Origin of the sequence: Pseudomonas sp. ML2-2023-6, from assembly GCF_037055265.1 — a bacterium.
GTDB classification, from domain to species: Bacteria; Pseudomonadota; Gammaproteobacteria; order Pseudomonadales; family Pseudomonadaceae; genus Aquipseudomonas; species Aquipseudomonas kulmbachensis.
Genome location: NZ_CP146347.1, coordinates 2,054,520 through 2,072,720 on the forward strand (window position 1 = coordinate 2,054,520; position 18,201 = coordinate 2,072,720).

At 58.5% G+C, this 18,201-nt stretch carries 17 protein-coding genes and 1 pseudogene; 15 read left to right on the plus strand and 3 right to left on the minus strand.

What is annotated here, in order from left to right:
- Positions 1-97 precede the first annotated feature (97 nt).
- Both V6L79_RS09510 and V6L79_RS09515 read left to right on the plus strand, forming a co-directional pair.
- Entirely contained in the window at positions 98-1,030 is a 933-nt protein-coding gene (locus V6L79_RS09510; protein ID WP_261741335.1) for an ABC transporter ATP-binding protein, read from the plus strand.
- Positions 1,027-1,806: an ABC transporter permease gene (locus tag V6L79_RS09515; protein WP_261741336.1), complete on the plus strand. Its 780-nt coding sequence runs from the start codon at positions 1,027-1,029 to the stop codon at positions 1,804-1,806. The genes V6L79_RS09510 and V6L79_RS09515 overlap by 4 nt, the downstream gene beginning before the upstream one ends.
- Positions 1,807-1,945: 139 nt before the next feature.
- On the opposite strand, the gene V6L79_RS09520 is transcribed toward V6L79_RS09515, so the two are convergent.
- The gene (locus V6L79_RS09520) at positions 1,946-2,461 is read right to left on the minus strand and encodes a DUF2062 domain-containing protein (protein WP_261741337.1); all 516 of its coding nucleotides are present in this window, start codon (positions 2,459-2,461) and stop codon (positions 1,946-1,948) included.
- Positions 2,462-2,594: 133 nt separating this feature from the next.
- On the opposite strand from V6L79_RS09520, the pseudogene V6L79_RS09525 reads away from it, so the two are divergent.
- From V6L79_RS09525 to murB, 7 genes and pseudogenes are all read left to right on the plus strand, one after another.
- Positions 2,595-4,815 (plus strand): annotated as a pseudogene (locus V6L79_RS09525) (DNA internalization-related competence protein ComEC/Rec2).
- A gap of 48 nt (positions 4,816-4,863) precedes the next feature.
- Positions 4,864-5,499: a MotA/TolQ/ExbB proton channel family protein gene (locus V6L79_RS09530; protein WP_261742390.1), complete on the plus strand. Its 636-nt coding sequence runs from the start codon at positions 4,864-4,866 to the stop codon at positions 5,497-5,499.
- Positions 5,496-5,924, plus strand: coding sequence for a biopolymer transporter ExbD (locus V6L79_RS09535; RefSeq protein WP_321835978.1), 429 nt, complete (start codon positions 5,496-5,498; stop codon positions 5,922-5,924). The genes V6L79_RS09530 and V6L79_RS09535 overlap by 4 nt, the downstream gene beginning before the upstream one ends.
- Positions 5,924-6,928 (plus strand): tetraacyldisaccharide 4'-kinase, encoded by a 1,005-nt coding sequence (gene lpxK, locus V6L79_RS09540; RefSeq protein ID WP_321836649.1) that lies wholly within the window; start codon positions 5,924-5,926, stop codon positions 6,926-6,928. The genes V6L79_RS09535 and lpxK overlap by 1 nt, the downstream gene beginning before the upstream one ends.
- Before the next feature lie 30 nt (positions 6,929-6,958).
- Complete coding sequence (locus tag V6L79_RS09545) at positions 6,959-7,144, plus strand: Trm112 family protein (RefSeq protein WP_019827923.1); 186 nt, start codon at positions 6,959-6,961, stop codon at positions 7,142-7,144.
- Positions 7,141-7,905 carry a 3-deoxy-manno-octulosonate cytidylyltransferase gene (gene kdsB, locus V6L79_RS09550; protein WP_261741341.1) on the plus strand — a complete coding sequence of 255 codons (765 nt, stop codon included), beginning with the start codon at positions 7,141-7,143 and terminating at the stop codon, positions 7,903-7,905. Before V6L79_RS09545 ends, kdsB begins: the two co-directional genes overlap by 4 nt.
- Positions 7,902-8,921: a UDP-N-acetylmuramate dehydrogenase gene (murB, locus tag V6L79_RS09555; protein ID WP_338580124.1), complete on the plus strand. Its 1,020-nt coding sequence runs from the start codon at positions 7,902-7,904 to the stop codon at positions 8,919-8,921. Before kdsB ends, murB begins: the two co-directional genes overlap by 4 nt.
- Before the next feature lie 78 nt (positions 8,922-8,999).
- On the opposite strand, the gene rne is transcribed toward murB, so the two are convergent.
- Complete coding sequence (gene rne, locus V6L79_RS09560; RefSeq protein ID WP_338580125.1) at positions 9,000-12,200, minus strand: ribonuclease E; 3,201 nt, start codon at positions 12,198-12,200, stop codon at positions 9,000-9,002.
- A 721-nt stretch (positions 12,201-12,921) separates the two neighbouring features.
- On the opposite strand from rne, the gene rluC reads away from it, so the two are divergent.
- Genes rluC through sppA form a run of 3 tightly spaced genes read left to right on the plus strand, consistent with a single transcriptional unit; the run spans position 12,922 to position 15,543 of the window.
- Positions 12,922-13,881 carry a 23S rRNA pseudouridine(955/2504/2580) synthase RluC gene (gene rluC, locus V6L79_RS09565; RefSeq protein WP_261741344.1) on the plus strand — a complete coding sequence of 320 codons (960 nt, stop codon included), beginning with the start codon at positions 12,922-12,924 and terminating at the stop codon, positions 13,879-13,881.
- Positions 13,868-14,533: an HAD-IA family hydrolase gene (locus V6L79_RS09570; RefSeq protein ID WP_261741345.1), complete on the plus strand. Its 666-nt coding sequence runs from the start codon at positions 13,868-13,870 to the stop codon at positions 14,531-14,533. The genes rluC and V6L79_RS09570 overlap by 14 nt, the downstream gene beginning before the upstream one ends.
- Positions 14,534-14,553: 20 nt before the next feature.
- Entirely contained in the window at positions 14,554-15,543 is a 990-nt protein-coding gene (gene sppA, locus V6L79_RS09575; protein ID WP_261741346.1) for a signal peptide peptidase SppA, read from the plus strand.
- Positions 15,544-15,776: 233 nt separating this feature from the next.
- Here sppA and V6L79_RS09580 read toward each other — a convergent pair whose 3' ends face one another.
- Positions 15,777-16,355 carry a nucleoside triphosphate pyrophosphatase gene (locus V6L79_RS09580; RefSeq protein ID WP_321836651.1) on the minus strand — a complete coding sequence of 193 codons (579 nt, stop codon included), beginning with the start codon at positions 16,353-16,355 and terminating at the stop codon, positions 15,777-15,779.
- A 105-nt stretch (positions 16,356-16,460) separates the two neighbouring features.
- Here V6L79_RS09580 and V6L79_RS09585 point away from each other — a divergent pair, with 105 nt between their 5' ends.
- The 3 genes from V6L79_RS09585 to plsX are packed head-to-tail and all read left to right on the plus strand — an operon-like array spanning position 16,461 to position 18,199.
- A complete protein-coding gene (locus V6L79_RS09585) occupies positions 16,461-16,988 on the plus strand; it encodes a YceD family protein (protein ID WP_261741348.1) in 528 nt (175 codons plus the stop codon).
- Between the two features lie 13 nt (positions 16,989-17,001).
- Positions 17,002-17,184, plus strand: a complete 183-nt coding sequence (gene rpmF / locus V6L79_RS09590; protein WP_003442519.1) for a 50S ribosomal protein L32 — start codon at positions 17,002-17,004, stop codon at positions 17,182-17,184.
- 4 nt (positions 17,185-17,188) lie between these two features.
- Entirely contained in the window at positions 17,189-18,199 is a 1,011-nt protein-coding gene (gene plsX, locus V6L79_RS09595) for a phosphate acyltransferase PlsX (RefSeq protein ID WP_261741349.1), read from the plus strand.
- The last annotated feature ends 2 nt before the right edge of the window (positions 18,200-18,201 follow it).

Here is an 18,201-nt window from a genome sequence, read left to right on the forward strand (position 1 = left end):
GCGAGGCCAAGCACCATACGGCCTTGTCGGACTTGCCCTACAGGCTGTTCGCCCTTATTTATACCTCCCCTTTCCCCATCTTGGTGCGTAATCCGATATGAGTTCCGCTCTGTCCATACGGCAGCTAACCAAAACCTACGGCAACGGTTTCCAGGCCCTGAGTGGTATCGATCTGGATGTTGCCGAAGGTGACTTTTTTGCCTTGCTCGGGCCTAACGGTGCCGGCAAATCCACCACCATCGGCATTCTCTCGACCCTGGTAAACAAAACCGGCGGTACGGTGAATATCTTTGGCCATGACCTTGATCGTAATCCGGCCGCGCTTAAACGATCGATTGGCGTGGTGCCGCAAGAGTTCAACTTCAACCAGTTTGAAAAGACGTTTGATATCGTTGTGACCCAGGCGGGTTACTACGGCATCCCGGCGAAAGTCGCCAAGGAACGTGCCGAAAAGTACCTGACGCAATTGGGGCTTTGGGATAAGCGTGATACGCCTTCACGCTCATTGTCCGGCGGCATGAAGCGCCGTTTGATGATTGCCCGGGCGCTGGTGCACGAGCCACGTCTGTTGATTCTCGATGAGCCCACTGCTGGCGTGGACATTGAGCTGCGTCGCTCGATGTGGAGCTTCCTCACGGAGCTGAACGAGCAGGGCACCACCATCATCCTCACCACGCATTACCTGGAAGAGGCTGAGCAGTTGTGCCGCAATATCGGGATCATCGATCACGGCATCATTGTTGAAAACACCAGCATGCGCCAACTGCTGGGCCAGTTGCATGTCGAGACCTTTTTGCTCGACTTGAAATACCCCCAGCATGCGACTCCGCAGTTGATCGGCTATCCGAGTCAATTGCTCGACGCCACTACGCTGGAAGTGCAAGTCGACAAAGCCGTGGGTATTACCGGCCTGTTCACTCAGCTGGCAGCGCAAAGTATCGAAGTGGTGAGCCTGCGCAATAAAACCAATCGCCTTGAGGAGTTGTTCGTGTCGTTGGTAGAAAAAAACCTGGCAAAGGTGGCGATATGAGCTCGGAGCTGCGCCCCAACCTGATTGCGTTGAACACCATTGTTTACCGCGAAGTTCGACGCTTTATGCGGATCTGGCCACAAACCCTGCTGCCGCCAGCGATTACCATGGTTCTGTACTTTGTGATCTTCGGTAATCTGATCGGTCGGCAAATCGGTGATATGGGTGGTTTCACCTATATGGAGTACATCGTACCGGGCCTGATCATGATGTCGGTGATCACTAACTCCTACGGCAACGTGGTGTCGAGCTTCTTTGGCGCCAAGTTCCAGCGTTCGATTGAAGAGCTGATGGTTTCGCCGGTTTCGCCCCACACCATTCTGATCGGCTTCACTGTCGGCGGCATTTTGCGCGGGTTGATCGTGGGTTTGATCGTGACCCTGCTGTCGCTGTTCTTCACTCACCTGCAAGTGCATCACCTGGGCCTGACCATTGTGGTCGTGGTGCTGACGGCGACGATCTTCTCGTTGCTGGGGTTTATCAACGCCGTATTTGCACGTAACTTCGACGATATTTCAATTATCCCGACCTTCGTGCTGACACCGCTGACGTACCTGGGTGGGGTGTTTTATTCAATTACGTTGCTGCCGCCATTCTGGCAGAGCGTGTCACTGGCCAACCCGGTGCTGCATATGGTCAACGCATTCCGTTACGGCATTCTGGGCGTTTCGGACATCAAGATCAGCGTAGCGCTGACCTTTATGGTGGTCGCAACGATCGTGCTGTACTTGGGCTGCGCCAAGCTGCTGGTCAGCGGCCGCGGGATGCGTCAGTAGCTCTTGTAGCCGCTGACGAGGTACGAGGCTGCGAAAAGGGCCAGAATGTCAGGGCCGCTGCGCAGCCAATCGCAGCCTCGCTGCGCTCCTCAGCGGCTGCAGGTCAGACCATAAGAAAGGCCCCTTTTCGGGGCCTTTTCTATTGGCGCTGGTTTTTGCGGCTTTTCCACTTTCGGCTGACCCACCAGCGCCAATAGAGCATGGTCAGGCAGTAGGCCAGAGTCCCGAGCACCACGCCGCAAACTACAGAGCCCAGTAAAAATGGCTGCCATACGGTTGAAAGTTGGCCGCTGATCCACTCCCAGGTCAATTCATCAGGCAGGGCGCGTGCAGGCACATTCATCAGCCAGGCGCCCATCTTATAGGTGCAATAAAACACCGGCGGCATGGTGATCGGATTGGTCAGCCATACCAGCCCTACAGATATCGGCATATTGCTGCGCACGTTTATCGCCAGGAAGGCGGCCAGCAGCATTTGAAACGGCATAGGGATAAAAGCGGCAAAGATCCCTACTGCCATCGCTCGGGCCACGGAGTGACGATTGAGGTGCCAGAGGTTGGGGTCATGCAGCAAGGTGCCCAAAAATCGTAAGGACTTGTGTTCCCTGATCAGGGCCGGATCTGGCATGAAACGTTTGATTAAACGCCGTGGCATGGGCCTCTCCCTAGGTCAAGGGGGCAGTATGCCCAAATTCGACAGGATGCCTATTCAGACTTTGTGACAATTTCTTAAGCGCGCGTCCCCGATTCCAACTAATCCGAGTCAAAGGGATAAGTTGAGTATAGGCATGTACACAGGGATGTTTGCGCTCGCATCGGGCCTGATTGCGCTGCGGTTTTTACCCGCGTTGCCCTCAGCGGGCTGGTTGCTGCTGATACTGTTGGCGGGGCTATTGCTCTTGGTCTCGCGCGCCTGGCAGGTGGGGCTTTTTGTGCTTGGGTTGAGCTGGGCCTGTGTTCAGGGGCAACGGGCGTTGGATGATCGCCTGGCGGATTCACTCGATGGTCGCACCCTCTGGATTGAAGGGCGAGTGGTCGGGTTGCCGCAACACACTGGCGCCTCAGTACGTTTTGAATTGCAGGGCGCCATGTCGCGCCACGGCACATTGCCCACGACCATCAGGTTGAGCTGGTATGGCGGGCCGCCCGCCCGTCAACAGTGGCGAACGTTGGCGGCTGGCGGTCAAGCTCAAGAAGCCCAGGGGTTTGATTAACCCCCAGGGTTTTGATTATCAGGCCTGGTTGCTGGCGCAACGGATTGGTGCGACAGGTGTGGTCAAGGATGGCCGGTTACTGATGGCCGCCAGTCATGCCTGGCGTGACGGTTTGCGCCAGCGCCTGTTGCAGATCGATGCCAATGGTCGAACGCCTTGGCTGGCGGCACTGGTCATGGGCGACAGTTCGGGGCTGAGCCGTGACGACTGGGCGCTGCTGCAAGCGACCGGCACGGTGCATTTACTGGTGATCTCGGGGCAGCATATCGGGCTGTTTGCCGGGTTGATCTATGGGTTGATAGCCCTGATGGCGCGTTATGGTTTGTGGCCACGGGTTTTGCCGTGGCTGCCCTGGGCCTGCGGTCTGGCGTTTGCGGGAGCTACTGGGTATGGCGCACTGGCGGGCTTTGAAGTACCGGTGCAGCGCGCCTGCGTGATGCTGGGGCTGGTGCTGATATGGCGTTTGCGGTTTCGTCATCTGGGCGTGTGGCTGCCTTTTCTGTTGGCCCTCAATGCGGTGTTACTCGTGGAGCCGCTGGCAAGTTTGAGGCCGGGCTTGTGGTTGTCGTTTGCTGCCGTTGCAGTGCTGATTTTTACCTTCAGTGCGCGTTTGGGGGCATGGAGCTGGCGGGCTGCATGGTTGCGACCGCAGGGGCTGATTGCTCTGGGCTTATTTCCGCTGCTGTGGATCCTCGGTTTGCCCATCAGCCTGACCGGGCCGCTGGCTAATTTAATGGCCGTGCCCTGGATCAGTCTGGTGGTGCTACCGACAGCGCTGCTGGGTACGTTGCTACTACCTGTGCCCGTGCTGGGTGAAAATCTGCTGTGGCTGTCGGGCGGCTTGCTCGACGTATTGATTCAAGGGCTGCACCTGCTGGGCGGTGTTTTTAATCCCTGGTCGCCTGCAGTCGCGCCGATTTACATTTGGCTGCTGACAGCCCTTGGAGTCTTGCTCCTGTTGCTGCCTGCCGGGGTAGCACTCCGGCCGTTGGGTTGGCCGTTGGTCCTGTTGGCGGTATTTGCGCCCCGTGAGCAGATCCCCCATGGCCAGGTCGAGGTACTGCAACTGGATGTCGGGCAGGGGCTGGCGCTGGTCTTGCGCACCCGTAATCACACGCTGTTATATGACGCAGGCCCGAAGGTCCGGAATTTCGATCAGGGCGAGCGGGTCGTGGTCCCTGCGTTGCGTTCATTGGGGGTTGGGGCATTGGATGTGATGCTGCTCAGCCACGCCGACGCGGATCATGCGGGCGGTGCGTTGGCGGTGCAGCGAGCATTCAGTGTGGGCCGGGTGCTCGGGGGTGATGTGCCAGGGCTGCCAGAGCAATTGCAGGCACAGCCGTGCGTCAGTGGGGAAGGCTGGGAGTGGGATGGCGTCAAGTTCTCGCTTTGGCAGTGGGCTGATGCGACTGACAGCAACCAGAAATCCTGTGTGCTGCAGGTGCTGGCAGGTACTGAGCGGCTGCTGCTGACGGGCGATATCGACGCCCGCGCCGAGCACGCCCTGCTGAAAAGCTCGCTGGCCGTTCCTACCCGCTGGTTGCAATCGCCACACCACGGCAGCAAGACCTCGTCGTCGATGGCTTTTCTCAAGGCGCTGGCGCCGCAAGCAGTGCTGATTTCCCGGGGGCATGCTAATAACTTTGGTCACCCCCATCCGCACGTGATGGCCCGTTACCAGGCGCTGGGGTTGCAGGTGTGGGACAGCGCCGAGCAAGGTGCGGTGTGGTTTCGTTTGGGAGCGAACGGCAAGGCCGAGAGCATGCGCGACCAGCGCCGGTTCTGGCGCGATTGATAGTGTCCCTGTGGTAGAGTGGCGCACTTTTTCGAGGGGATTGTCACTGTGTGGGAACTGGTCAAATCCGGCGGCTGGATGATGCTGCCGATCATTCTGAGCTCTGTTGCCGCGCTGGGCATTATTGTCGAGCGCCTGTGGACCCTGCGTGCCAGTCGCGTGACCCCGGAGCATCTGCTCGGCCAGGTCTGGGTCTGGATCAAAGACAAACAGATGGACAAGGAAAAACTCAAATTACTGCGCGCCGACTCGCCTTTGGGTGAGATTCTGGCCGCGGGCCTGGCCAACTCAAGGCATGGTCGCGAGATCATGAAAGAGTGCATCGAAGAGGCTGCCGCCCGGGTGATTCACGAGCTTGAGCGCTACCTCAATGCGCTGGGTACGATTGCTGCGATGGCGCCGTTGCTGGGCCTGCTGGGCACCGTGTTGGGCATGATCGATATTTTCAGCTCCTTCATGGGCTCGGGCATGACCACCAACGCCGCCGTGCTGGCGGGGGGTATTTCCAAGGCGCTGATTACTACTGCCGCTGGTCTGATGGTGGGCATCCCCGCAGTCTTTTTCCATCGCTTCCTGCAACGTCGGGTTGACGAGTTGGTGGTCGGCATGGAGCAAGAAGCGATTAAGCTGGTCGAAGTGGTACAGGGCGACCGCGAAGTCGATGTGGTTGGGAGCAAAGCGTGAAATTTCGCCGCAAGCCACGGGAAACGGTCGATATCAACCTCGCGTCATTGATTGACGTGGTGTTTATCCTGCTGCTGTTTTTTGTCGTGACTACCACCTTTACCCGCGAAACCCAGCTGCGCGTCGATCTGCCAGAGGCCGTAAGCGGCTCGCCCGCCGACGACCAGAACGCCAAGCAACTGGATATCGCCATTAGCGCGGACGGTGTGTTTTCGGTTAACAACCAGTTGTTGCCGAAGAACGATCTGACGAGCCTGATGGAGGCTCTGCAGAAAGAATCCGGCGGTGATACCAGTCTGCCGTTGTCGATCAGCGCCGACGGTAAAACCCGGCATCAGGCGGTCATTACTGCGATGGACGCGGCCGGCAAGCTCGGCTTCAGCCATTTGCGCATGACCACTGTTGAGGCGCAGGCGACTCCCTGATGGCCATGTCCGATCGTTTGTTGCGCGCTTGGTACACCGGGCACCCGCTGCTGACCCTGTTACGCCCGCTTGAATGTCTTTACCGTCGAGTGGTGGAGCGCAAACGGGCACGTTTTGTCGCCGGTGAGGGCCAGATTTACCGCGCCCCGGTGCCGTTGGTCGTGGTGGGGAACATCACGGTCGGTGGCACCGGCAAAACACCGCTGATTCTGTGGCTGATCGAGCATTGTCAGCGCAAGGGGCTGCGGGTCGGTGTGGTCAGTCGCGGTTATGGCGCCACGCCTCCTCAGTTTCCTTGGCGTGTGAGCGCGGAGCAAAGTGCCGCGCAGGCAGGGGATGAACCCTTGTTGATCGTGCAGCGTACCGGCGTGCCATTGATGATCGATCCGGACCGCAGTCGTGCGGTCAAAGCGTTGCTGGCCAGCGAATCGCTGGACCTGATTCTGTCTGACGATGGCATGCAGCATTACCGCCTGGCCCGGGATCTGGAGCTGGTGCTGATCGATAATGCCAGAGGCCTGGGTAACGGCCGCTGCCTGCCTGCAGGGCCATTGCGCGAGCCGGTCGAGCGCCTGCAAAGTGTCGATGCGGTGTTGTATAACGGCGCTTGCAGCGACCCGCAGGGCGGTTTTGCCTTTGAGCTGAAGCCCACTGCGCTGATTAACCTGCTCACTGGTGAACGTCAGCCGCTGGACTATTTTCCTGCTGAACAAGCGCTGCATGCGGTGGCCGGGATCGGCAATCCGCAGCGTTTCTTCACGACTCTTGAAACGCTACACTGGCGGCCAATTGCCCATGCTTTTGCCGATCACGCGCTCTACAGCGCCGAAGCGCTGAGTTTTACGCCGCAGCTGCCCGTGGTCATGACCGAAAAGGACGCGGTGAAGTGCCGCGGCTTTGCGTCACCCGACTGGTGGTATCTGGCCGTTGACGCAGTGCCGTCGGCAGCTTTCGTTCTATGGTTTGATCAACGGCTGCAGGGTCTTTTGCCCGATCACGTTTGATCTGACTCATCTTTATCCAGGGGAACCCTTATGGACACCAAATTGCTCGATATCCTTGCTTGCCCTGTTTGCAAAGGCCCGCTCAAACTCAGCGCCGACAAGACCGAGCTGATCAGCAAGGGCGCAGGTCTGGCCTATCCGATCCGTGACGGCATTCCGGTCATGCTCGAAACCGAAGCCCGCACCCTTTCAGCTGATGAGCGTCTGGATAAATGATTCCGGTTTTCACAGTTGTTATCCCGTCGCGCTATGCCTCGACCCGTTTGCCAGGCAAGCCGCTGCAAATGATCGCCGGCAAGCCGATGGTCCAGCACGTCTGGGAGCAAGCCTGTAAAAGCAGCGCGCAGCGGGTGGTGGTTGCCACTGACGATGCGCGCATCGTCGAGGCCTGCAAGGCGTTTGGCGCCGAGGTGCTGCTGACCCGTGCCGATCACGAGTCCGGTACTGACCGCCTGGCCGAAGTGGCCACGCAGTTGGGCTTGGCTGACGATGCCATCGTGGTCAATGTCCAGGGCGACGAGCCGATGATTCCGCCGCAGGTGATTGATCAGGTTGCCGTCAACCTGGCCGCCCACAGCGAAGCGAGCATGGCGACTCTGGCCGAGCCGATCGACGATGTCGAGACCCTGTTCAATCCCAATGTGGTCAAGGTGGTCAGTGACATCAATGGGCTGGCGCTGACATTCAGCCGGGCCACGTTGCCGTGGGCACGGGATGATTTCGCTCAACACCCGGACAAACTGCCAGCCGGCGTGCCCTATCGTCGGCATATCGGCATCTACGCCTATCGTGCAGGCTTCCTGCATGACTTCGTGAGCTGGGGGCCTTGCTGGCTTGAAAATACCGAGCGTCTGGAGCAACTGCGAGCGCTGTGGCATGGCGTGCGCATTCACGTGGCTGATGTGCTTGAGGCCCCGCCTGCCGGAGTGGATACCGTAGAAGACCTCGAGCGCGTTCGGCGCTTACTGGAGTCATGAGTTTGGATCTGCAGGTCAATGCGTCGCTTAAGCCTTTCAACAGCTTTGGCGTTGATGTGAAGGCGAGCCTGTTTGCGCAAGCCCACAGCGATGCCGATGTGCGTGAGGCGTTGCTGTGTGCGGCCGATCACAAGTTGCCGTTGCTGGTCATTGGCGGCGGCAGCAATTTGCTGCTGACCGGTGATGTTGCGGCGCTGGTTTTGCGCATGGCCAGTCGCGGCATTCGCGTGCTGGAAGAAGACGGTGATCGGGTTGTGGTTGAGGCCGAGGCGGGCGAGGTCTGGCATGCCTTTGTGCAGTGGACCCTGGCGCAGGGTTTGTCGGGGCTCGAAAACCTCAGTCTGATCCCTGGCACCGTGGGTGCCGCGCCGATGCAAAACATTGGTGCCTACGGCGTCGAGATCAAGGATGTATTCGCCGGGCTTACGGCGCTTGACCGGCAAACTGGCGAGCTGCGCGAATTCAGCCTGGCTGAGTGCAACTTTGCTTACCGCGATAGCCTCTTCAAGCAGCAGGCCGGGCGCTGGTTGATTCTACGCGTACGATTTGCCCTCAGTCGCGCCACGCACCTGCATCTGGAATACGGCCCTGTGCGTCAGCGCCTGGCCGAGCAGGGCATTGAACAGCCGACAGCCAGTGATGTCAGTCGGGCGATCTGCAGTATTCGCAGCGAAAAACTGCCGGATCCGGCAGTGTTGGGCAATGCTGGCAGCTTCTTCAAAAACCCGCTGGTGTCGGCGGTGTTGGCGGCTGAGTTGAAAGTGGCGCACCCCGGCCTGATTGGTTATCCGCAAGCCGATGGGCAGGTGAAGTTGGCGGCGGGCTGGTTGATCGAGGCGGCGGGCTGGAAAGGCTTTCGCGAGGCGGATGCAGGCGTGCATCGTTTGCAGTCGCTGGTACTGGTCAACCATGGCTCAGCCACGGGTTTGCAGTTGCTGGCGCTGGCGCAGCGGATTCAGGCAGACATTCTGCAGCGTTTTTCAGTGCAGCTGGAGATGGAACCCAACGTGTACTGAGGTTCGCAGTTGAAATTGAAAGCATAAAAAAAGCCCCGCCAGTTCAGAACTGGCGGGGCTTTTTAGTGGCCTACGGAATTACGCGAGGGGTTTGGACTCGTGTTCTTCCTGGGCTACGGCTTCGCTTGCAGGTGCCTGAGCAGCGGCAGCGGCTGCGGCAGCCTCTTCACGCTTGCGGCGACGTACTTCACGCGGGTCGTTAGGTGCGCGGCCATTGCTTGGGGCGCTGACAACCGGAGCGGCTGCCACTACAACCTCAACCACTTCTGTTGCCACAACAGCTTCAACCGGAGCTGGCTGTGCGGTGACTGCAGTTTCGACTACAGCTTCAACCGCTACCACTGCAGGTTCAACTGCAACAACGGGTTCAGGTGCGGCTTCAACAACGGCGGGTTCTGCAACTGGCTCGCGTACAAAGCGGGCTTCCTTGACAGGTTCCGGTGCCTTTTCGGCGACTGGCGCTTCGATAGCCGGTGCTTCAACGACCGGGGTTTGCACCACGGCTTCGATGACAGGCTCTGGAGCAGCAACAACCGGCTCGGCAACGACCTGGACTTCAGGCTGTGCTTCTTGAACCGGAGCCACTTCAACTTCAGGTGCCTTGATCACGTCGATCGGAGTGACAGCTTCTACAACCGGTGCTTCAACAACGGTGGCTTCAGCAACTGGCGCTTGAGCAGCAGGCGCTTCGACAGCGATGACTTCCTGTGCAGCTTCTACGGCAACTGCGGTTTCAGCCGGGGCCGATTCCTGGGTTGCTTCAGTAGCGCGCTCTGCTTGCTGATGAGCCTGGGCTTCAGCAGGAGCGCTGATTACCGAGCTGGCAACAGCTTCAGTCACGGCCAGACCGGCGGCGATTTCAAGGGTGGTTGCAGGAGCGTCCTGGGCGTTGCCTTCTTCGCTGTTCTCTTCCGAGCCTTCAATCACGTTGCCGTTGGCATCACGCTGACGTTCACGACGGTTGCTGCGACGACGCTGACCACGGGAGCGGCGACGTGGACGATCGCCTTCGGCGTTGTCCTGGTTCTCGTCCTGGGATTGCTCTTCGCTGGACAGCACTTCTTCGTCTTCAACAGCGGCTACAACCTGCTCTTCGCGTGGAGCACGCTCTTCGCGAGGTGCGCGCGGCTGACGTTCTTCACGCGGTGGGCGCGGTGCGCGCTCTTCAGCGACTACTGCAGTGGCAGCAGCTACGGCAGGCGCGGCATCCAGAGGTTCGCGCAGTTCGCGGACGCGTTCTTCACGGCCTTCGCCACGAGGTTTGCGGTCTTCGCGCGGTGCACGTGGAGCACGCTCTTCACGCGGTGGACGCGGAGCGCGTTCTTCGCGAGGTGCTTGAGCAACAACCGGGGTTTCTTCGCGAGGTGTGCGCTCTTCACGTGGTTCACGAGCAGCACGTTCTTCACGTGGTGCACGCTCTTCGCGCGGTTTGCGTTCTTCATCACGGCGACCGTTGCGGTTGCGGCTTTGCTGGCGGCCGTTGCGACGCTCTTCGTTGCGAGCAGGGCGCTCAGGGGTTGCAGGCTTCTCGACTACGGTCGGAGCAACAGGCTCTTCCTTGGAGGCGAACAGGCTTACCAGCGACTTGACCAGACCTTTGAACAGGCTTGGCTCGGAGATGGTTGCAACGGGTGCAGGTGCTGCAGGAGCAGGTGCAGCAGCGGCTTCGGTAGGTACCGGGGCCGAGGTGCGCGGCGGTGCTGTTTTGACCGCGGCTTCCTGGCGAACCAGAGTCCGGGTGGCAGCAGCCGGCTGGACTTCTTCCACTTCAGCAGCAGCGGCAGCTATTTCATAGCTGGACTGGTTGGTGTGGGCTTCCGGGCTGTCATCACGCAGGCGCTGAACTTCGAAGTGCGGCGTTTCGAGGTGGTCGTTCGGCAGAATGACGATGCGAGCGCGGGTGCGCAGTTCGATCTTGGTGATCGAGTTGCGTTTTTCGTTGAGCAGGAATGCGGCAACCGGGATTGGCACCTGGGCACGTACTTCGGCAGTACGGTCCTTCAGGGCTTCTTCTTCGATCAGGCGCAGGATGGCCAGCGACAGCGACTCAACATCACGGATGATGCCAGTGCCGTTGCAGCGTGGGCAAACGATGCCGCTGCTTTCACCCAGGGATGGACGCAGGCGTTGACGGGACATTTCCAGCAGGCCGAAGCGCGAGATACGACCCACTTGTACGCGGGCACGGTCTGCTTCCAGGCATTCGCGGACTTTCTCTTCCACGGCGCGCTGGTTTTTGGCAGGGGTCATGTCGATGAAGTCGATGACGATCAAGCCGCCGATGTCGCGCAGGCGCAATTGACGGGCGATTTCTTCAGCCGCTTCAAGGTTGGTCTGCAGTGCGGTTTCTTCGATATCGCTGCCTTTGGTGGCGCGGGCCGAGTTGATGTCGATAGACACCAGGGCTTCGGTCGGGTCGATAACGATGGAGCCGCCGGAAGGCAGTTCAACGACGCGCTGGAAGGCGGTCTCGATCTGGCTTTCGATCTGGAAACGATTGAACAGCGGAACGCTGTCTTCGTAGAGTTTGATTTTGCTGGCGTACTGCGGCATCACCTGGCGGATGAAGGTCAGGGCTTCGTCCTGGGCTTCAACGCTGTCGATCAGTACTTCACCGATGTCCTGGCGCAGGTAATCACGGATGGCGCGGATGATCACGTTGCTTTCCTGGTAGATCAGGAATGGCGCGGAGCGATCCAGCGAGGCTTCTTTAATGGCGGTCCACAATTGCAGCAGGTAGTCGAGGTCCCACTGCATTTCTTCGCTGCTGCGGCCCAGGCCTGCAGTACGTACGATCAAGCCCATGTCGGCAGGGGCGATCAGGCCGTTCAGCGCTTCACGCAGTTCGTTACGCTCTTCACCTTCGATGCGACGGGAGATACCGCCAGCACGTGGGTTGTTAGGCATCAGAACCAGATAACGGCCAGCGAGGCTGATGAAGGTGGTCAGGGCTGCGCCCTTGTTGCCACGCTCTTCTTTCTCGACCTGCACGATAACTTCCTGGCCTTCGCTCAGGACGTCCTTGATGTTTACGCGGCCTTCAGGGGCTTTCTTGAAGTACTCGCGGGAGATTTCCTTGAGTGGCAGAAAGCCGTGGCGCTCAGAGCCGAAGTCGACAAAGGCAGCCTCAAGGCTTGGTTCGATGCGAGTAATACGGCCTTTGTAGATGTTGGCTTTCTTCTGCTCGCGTGCACCCGACTCGATGTCCAGGTCGTAGAGGCGTTGGCCATCTACCAGTGCTACGCGCAACTCTTCAGGTTGAGTTGCATTAATCAGCATTCTTTTCATGTTGTACCGTCGGTTTCCGGGCTACCGGAAACGGCGTTCGGCACACACGACTTCTCATGGTCGGTGTCAGGTGCGTCAGGAGTTGTTGGCCACTCCTGTGTACAACGAGGTTCGGCCCTTGGGGACGAAGTCGTGACTTACGCTTCCTGCTTGCTGTGGTGCTAAAGCACCTCTTAAGCAAAAGTCTGGTCAGGAGGAGGAATCAACCGGCGGCTGTGGACGAGATGAAGCGTCTTGATAAAGCCTATTGCTACACAGTCCGGCGGTTGTGCATCTCCACCCTACACGTATCCCTGATAATTCGGGTGCTGCCGCGCGCAGAATCCGCAGCGGGTTGGCATTTACCGTGTTCTCCAAAAGGGGAGTTCACGCATCATGGCTAATAAAGGCGATGTTTCCGAAGCTTTCGCTCGAAATTCCCGAAGCTGACTGCACTTTGTGAACTGGCCGTGAATGTCGGCGCAAAAGGCGAGTTTTCACTCCGCTTTCCAGGCTCGCTTCAGGCCTCATGTCACCTGCGCTTGTTACAACTCCGGGTCTTGCGTGTGTAGCAAAAGCCCCGTGGGACGGCCTCGCGTCCTTGTTAAGAGCGTTGGTCAGGGCCGGTTATTCACCGTTAATCCTCTGTCCAGGCCGCTTTTGGCGGCGTTCGCGACTATAGCAGCAATGATTAAGTGCTTCAATTCCATAAAAAATTGTTATCATCCGCGGCATGACGACGACTACCCCCCCGACCCCCAGCGTCCAGCTGCTTGAGGTCTCGCCGGAATATGCCGGCCAACGCATTGACAATTTTTTACTTGCCCGGCTCAAGGGTGTTCCCAAGACCTTGATTTACCGCATTTTGCGTAAAGGCGAAGTGCGCGTGAACAAGGGGCGGATCAAGCCCGAGTACAAGCTGCAGGCAGGCGATATCGTGCGCGTGCCGCCGGTTCGCGTGCCTGAGCGCGACGAGCCGGTGCCTGTGGCGCAAGGTTTGCTGTTGCGCCTGGAGGCGGCCATTGTCTACGAAGACAAGGCGCTGATTGTGTTGAACAAGCCTGCAGGTATCGCCGTGCATGGTGGCAGCGGCCTGACGTTTGGCGTAATTGAAGCATTTCGTCAGATGCGCCCCGACGCCAAGGAATTGGAGTTGGTGCACCGTCTGGATCGCGACACTTCCGGCCTGCTGATGATTGCCAAAAAACGCAGCATGCTGCGTCACTTGCACGAAGCGCTGCGTGGCGACGGTATCGACAAGCGTTACATGGCGCTGGTACGTGGCAATTGGGCTGCTTCGATCAAGCAGGTGCGTGCGCCGCTGATGAAAAGCAACCTGCGTTCAGGTGAGCGCATGGTCGAAGTCAACGAAGAAGGCAAAGAGTCGGTGACCGTGTTCAAGGTGCTGCGCCGCTTCGGTGATTTCGCAACCATGGTTGAGGCGCGGCCGATCACCGGTCGTACTCACCAGATCCGCGTGCATACCCTGCACGCCGGGCATTGCATTGCCGGTGATACCAAGTACGGCGATGAAGGCTTCTCCAAGGAGATCCGTGATCTGGGCGGCAAGCGGCTGTTTCTGCATGCCTATATGCTGACCGTGCCTATGCCCGATGGCGGTGAAATGAAATTCCAGGCCCCGGTAGATGAGATGTGGGCCAAGACCGTGGAGCGACTGAGTGTCCCCTACTGAGTACAAGCTGCTGATCTTTGACTGGGATGGCACGCTGGCCGATTCCATCGGTCGTATTGTCACCGCGATGCAAGTTGCGGCTCGGCGTGCTGATCGCCCGGAGCGCGATGCGGACTCGGTAAAGGGGATTATTGGTCTTGGCTTGCCTGAAGCGATTCTGACGCTTTATCCGGATATGACGCATGAGCAGGTAATTGCCTTTCGCCAGCATTATGCGGATGTCTACATGGCCATGGATGCCGAGCCCTCGCCGTTGTTTGCTGGGGTCAGGGAGTCGCTTGAAGTATTCCGTGCCCAGGGCTATCGCCTGGCAGTTGCTACTGGCAAGGCGCGTCGCGGTCTTGATCGTGTGCTCAAGGCTCACGGTTGGGAGGAGTTTTTCGATATCACCTGTGCGGCAGATGAGACGGCAAGCAAGCCTGATCCTTTGATGCTGAACCGAATTCTGGCTCATTGCGATGTGCGCCCGGAGCAGGCGCTGATGGTGGGCGACGCTTCCTTTGATTTACTGATGGCGCGCAATGCGGGCATCGATTCCGTTGCGGTAGGTTATGGTGCTCAGTCAATGGAGCGCTTGCTGACGTTCGAGCCGAAGTTGGCGATTGATAGTTTTCCCGAGTTGCGCGCCTGGCTGGGTCGCCAGGCTAATTAAGATTTTTGCTGGGGTAGTGCATGGTTGATCAATGGAAGGCGCCCTCTGCGGCTGAGCCGGCTGTCGGTGACGACAAGAGTTGGAAGTTGCTGGAAAAAACCTTGTTGGCAGGTGTTCAAGAGCAGCGTCGTGCGCGTCGCTGGGGCATCTTCTTCAAAGTGTTGACGTTCTGCTATCTGATCACGGTATTAGTGCTTTTTACGCCGCTGCTGGATATGGAGCGTACAGCCGTCAGCGGCTCCGGCTATACAGCGCTGATTGATGTGCGTGGGGTGATTGCTGACAAAGAGGAGGCCAGTGCCGACAATCTGGTCACCAGTCTGCAGGCGGCTTTTGAGGATCCCAAGGTCAAGGGTGTGGTGCTGCGCATCAACAGCCCTGGCGGCAGTCCAGTGCAGTCGGGTTATGTTTACGATGAAATTCGTCGTTTGCGCGGCCTGCATCCGGACACCAAGGTGTATGCGGTGATCTCCGATCTGGGTGCTTCCGGCGCTTATTACATTGCCAGTGCGGCCGACGAGATTTACGCCGACAAGGCCAGTCTGGTGGGGTCGATTGGCGTGACGGCGGCAGGCTTTGGTTTTGTCGGTGCGATGGACAAACTGGGTATTCAGCGTCGCGCTTACACTTCGGGTGAGCATAAGGCGTTTCTGGATCCGTTTGAGCCTGAAAAGCCGGACGAAACCAAGTTTTGGCAGGGCGTTCTGAATGTGACGCACGAGCAGTTTATTGCCAGCGTCAAGCAGGGGCGTGGTGATCGTTTGAAAGACAAGGAGCACCCGGAGTTGTTCTCGGGGCTGGTCTGGACCGGTCAGCAAGCGCTGCCATTGGGTCTGATCGATGGGCTGGGTAATGCCAGTTCGGTCGCTCGCGATGTAATCGGCGCCAAGGAGCTGGTGGACTTCACGGTTCAGGAGTCCACTTTCGACCGCTTCTCGAAAAAGCTCGGTGCCAGCGTGGCTCAGCAATTGGCAATGTGGATGGGCTTTCAGGGGCCGACCCTGCGCTGATTGTTGAGTGCTTCAAAAAAACCGGCCTGTGAGAGGGCCGGTTTTTTTATGTGTGGCAAAAAGGTTGGTCGTGTAGCAGCTGCCGAAGGAACGAGGCTGCGTTCGGCGGCGAAGCCGTCGTGAAATCAGCTGGCGCGATGCATCAGTTGAATCGCGATCACCGGGTTTGCGACGGCTTCGCCGCCGAACGCAGCCTCGTTCCTTCGGCAGCTGCTACGGATATCCTTGTTCATTTAGGGAATATCGACGCCTTCGGCGAGCAGCATGCTTACCAGGCGAATCAGCGGCAGGCCGACCAGGCTGGTTGCGTCATCGCCTTCGGTGCGCTGAAACAGGCTCACGCCCAAACCTTCGGCTTTGAAGCTGCCTGCGCAGTCGTAGGGTTGTTCGGCGAGCAGGTAGCGCTCGATCTGTTCTGTGCTTAGCGTGCGCATGTGTACGGTGAAGGATATGCAGTCGGTCTGGTGGAGGCCGGTATGGCTGTTGAGCAGGCACAGGCCGGTAAGGAAGCTGACGCTGTTGCCACTGGCGTTCATCAGTTGCTGGCGCGCCTTGTCGTGGGTATGGGGTTTGCCTATGATCTGTCCGTCGAGAACGGCGACCTGGTCCGAACCAATAATCAGATGATTCGGATGGCTGGCAGAAAGTGCTCGGGCCTTCTCCAGAGACAGGCGCTTGACCAGCTCAATGGCGCTCTCGCCAGGGCGGTGGCTTTCGTCGATATCAGGCGAGCTGCAACTGAAAGGCAGGCGCAGGCGAGCCAGTAAATCGCGGCGATAAACCGAGCTTGAAGCAAGTAATAAAGGCAGCATGCGCGACTCCTGTGGTGGGCCGAAGATTCTAACGGGCGCACGGGATGTCGCACAGGCACAATTTCCTTTGACAGGTGAGGGGGTCGTCCCTAAAATGCTGCGCCTATGTTGAATGACCCGATTCCACCTCACGTTGACCCGCGCAAATTAGCTGATCGTGGCACTACCCTTCAAGGTGAAGTGCTGCTGGCTGATTTGGAGAGACTCTGCGACCCGCTTTCCGATACTCTCGGAACGGTCCAGGCGAAGTTTATTTTTGAACGAGATGAACGTAGATCTGTGGTCATCCACAGCTCTATCGACACCGAGGTCAAAATGGTTTGCCAGCGCTGTCTTGAGCTGGTCACCCTGCCGATCCACAGCGAGTGCAGTTATGCTGTGGTGAAAGAGGGTGCAAATACCCAGTCGTTACCGCAAGGTTATGACGTGCTGGAACTGGGCGAAGATCCTTTGGATCTGCTGGCACTGATCGAGGAAGAGCTTTTGCTTGCCTTGCCCATTGTGCCTGCTCATCATCCGGAAGAATGCCAGCAGCCGGCGGGTCTCGATGAGCCCGAACCGAGCGAGGACGAGGTAACGCGGTCCAACCCGTTCAGTGTATTGGCGCAGTTAAAGCGTGACCCAAACGTTTAGGAGTTAATTAATTATGGCTGTTCAGCAGAACAAAAAATCCCGCTCTGCCCGTGACATGCGTCGTTCGCACGATGCTCTTTCGGCTAGCACTCTGTCTGTAGAAAAAACCACCGGTGAAATTCACCTGCGTCACCACGTATCGCCAGAAGGCGTATACCGTGGTCGTAAAGTGATCGACAAGGGCGCTGACGAGTAATCACTTGTCCGCTCAGGTCATCGCGATCGACGCAATGGGCGGGGACTTCGGTCCCCGCAGCATTGTTCAGGCCTGTATTGCCTGCCTGTCTGCAACTCCCTCGTTACACCTGACCCTCGTCGGTCAACCCTCCGTACTTGAAGCTCTGATCGCCGGCCATTCGGCTGTGGATCGCTCGCGCCTGACAATTACCCCTGCTTCAGAAGTGATTGCCATGAATGAGCGGCCTTCGCATGCCTTGCGCAGCAAGCCGGACTCGTCCATGCGTGTTGCGTTGGAGCTGTTGCGTGATGGCAAGGTGCAAGCTTGTGTGAGCTCCGGTAACACCGGTGCGCTGATGGCGTTGTCCCGGTATGTGCTCAAGACTTTGCCGGGAATTGATCGTCCGGCGATGGTGGCGGCGGTTCCGACCCAGACTGGCTACTGTCAGTTATTGGACTTGGGCGCGAATGTCGATTGCACGGCCGCGCAGTTATTCCAGTTTGCGGTGATGGGTTCTGTGGCGGCGCAGGCGCTGGGTGTTCTGCGTCCGCGGGTTGCCTTGCTCAATATCGGCACCGAAGACGTCAAGGGTAACCAGCAGGTCAAGGAGGCCGCGGCGTTATTGCAGGCGGCGCCGGGGCTGCATTACATCGGTTTTGTCGAGGGCGACGGGGTGTACCGTGGCGAAGCAGATGTGGTGGTGTGCGACGGTTTTGTCGGCAACATCATGCTCAAATCCAGCGAAGGCCTGGCGACGATGATTTCCAGTCGGCTTGAGGCAGTGTTCAGGCGCAACCTGTTCAGTCGCTGCGTGGGGATGCTGGCGTTGCCGTTGATGCGGCGTTTGCAGGCCGACCTTGCACCGGCGCGGCATAATGGTGCGAGCTTTCTCGGGTTGCAGGGAATTGTGGTCAAGAGTCACGGTTCGGCAGGTGCTCAGGGCTTTCAGAGTGCGATAGAGCGCGCACTGATTGAAATCCATGAAGACCTGCCAAAGCGTTTGTATGGACGCCTGGAAGGGTTGTTACCGTAGGC

Bases quoted from the DNA above. Each gene is read 5' to 3' on its own strand.
- V6L79_RS09510 (WP_261741335.1), top strand. From the start codon at position 98: ATGAGTTCCGCTCTGTCCATACGGCAGCTAACCAAAACCTACGGCAAC.
- V6L79_RS09515 (WP_261741336.1), top strand. From the start codon at position 1,027: ATGAGCTCGGAGCTGCGCCCCAACCTGATTGCGTTGAACACCATTGTT.
- V6L79_RS09520 (WP_261741337.1), bottom strand. From the start codon at position 2,461: ATGCCACGGCGTTTAATCAAACGTTTCATGCCAGATCCGGCCCTGATC.
- lpxK (WP_321836649.1), top strand. From the start codon at position 5,924: ATGGCCATGTCCGATCGTTTGTTGCGCGCTTGGTACACCGGGCACCCG.
- V6L79_RS09545 (WP_019827923.1), top strand. From the start codon at position 6,959: ATGGACACCAAATTGCTCGATATCCTTGCTTGCCCTGTTTGCAAAGGC.
- kdsB (WP_261741341.1), top strand. From the start codon at position 7,141: ATGATTCCGGTTTTCACAGTTGTTATCCCGTCGCGCTATGCCTCGACC.
- murB (WP_338580124.1), top strand. From the start codon at position 7,902: ATGAGTTTGGATCTGCAGGTCAATGCGTCGCTTAAGCCTTTCAACAGC.
- rne (WP_338580125.1), bottom strand. From the start codon at position 12,200: ATGCTGATTAATGCAACTCAACCTGAAGAGTTGCGCGTAGCACTGGTA.
- rluC (WP_261741344.1), top strand. From the start codon at position 12,922: ATGACGACGACTACCCCCCCGACCCCCAGCGTCCAGCTGCTTGAGGTC.
- sppA (WP_261741346.1), top strand. From the start codon at position 14,554: ATGGTTGATCAATGGAAGGCGCCCTCTGCGGCTGAGCCGGCTGTCGGT.
- V6L79_RS09580 (WP_321836651.1), bottom strand. From the start codon at position 16,355: ATGCTGCCTTTATTACTTGCTTCAAGCTCGGTTTATCGCCGCGATTTA.
- V6L79_RS09585 (WP_261741348.1), top strand. From the start codon at position 16,461: ATGTTGAATGACCCGATTCCACCTCACGTTGACCCGCGCAAATTAGCT.
- rpmF (WP_003442519.1), top strand. From the start codon at position 17,002: ATGGCTGTTCAGCAGAACAAAAAATCCCGCTCTGCCCGTGACATGCGT.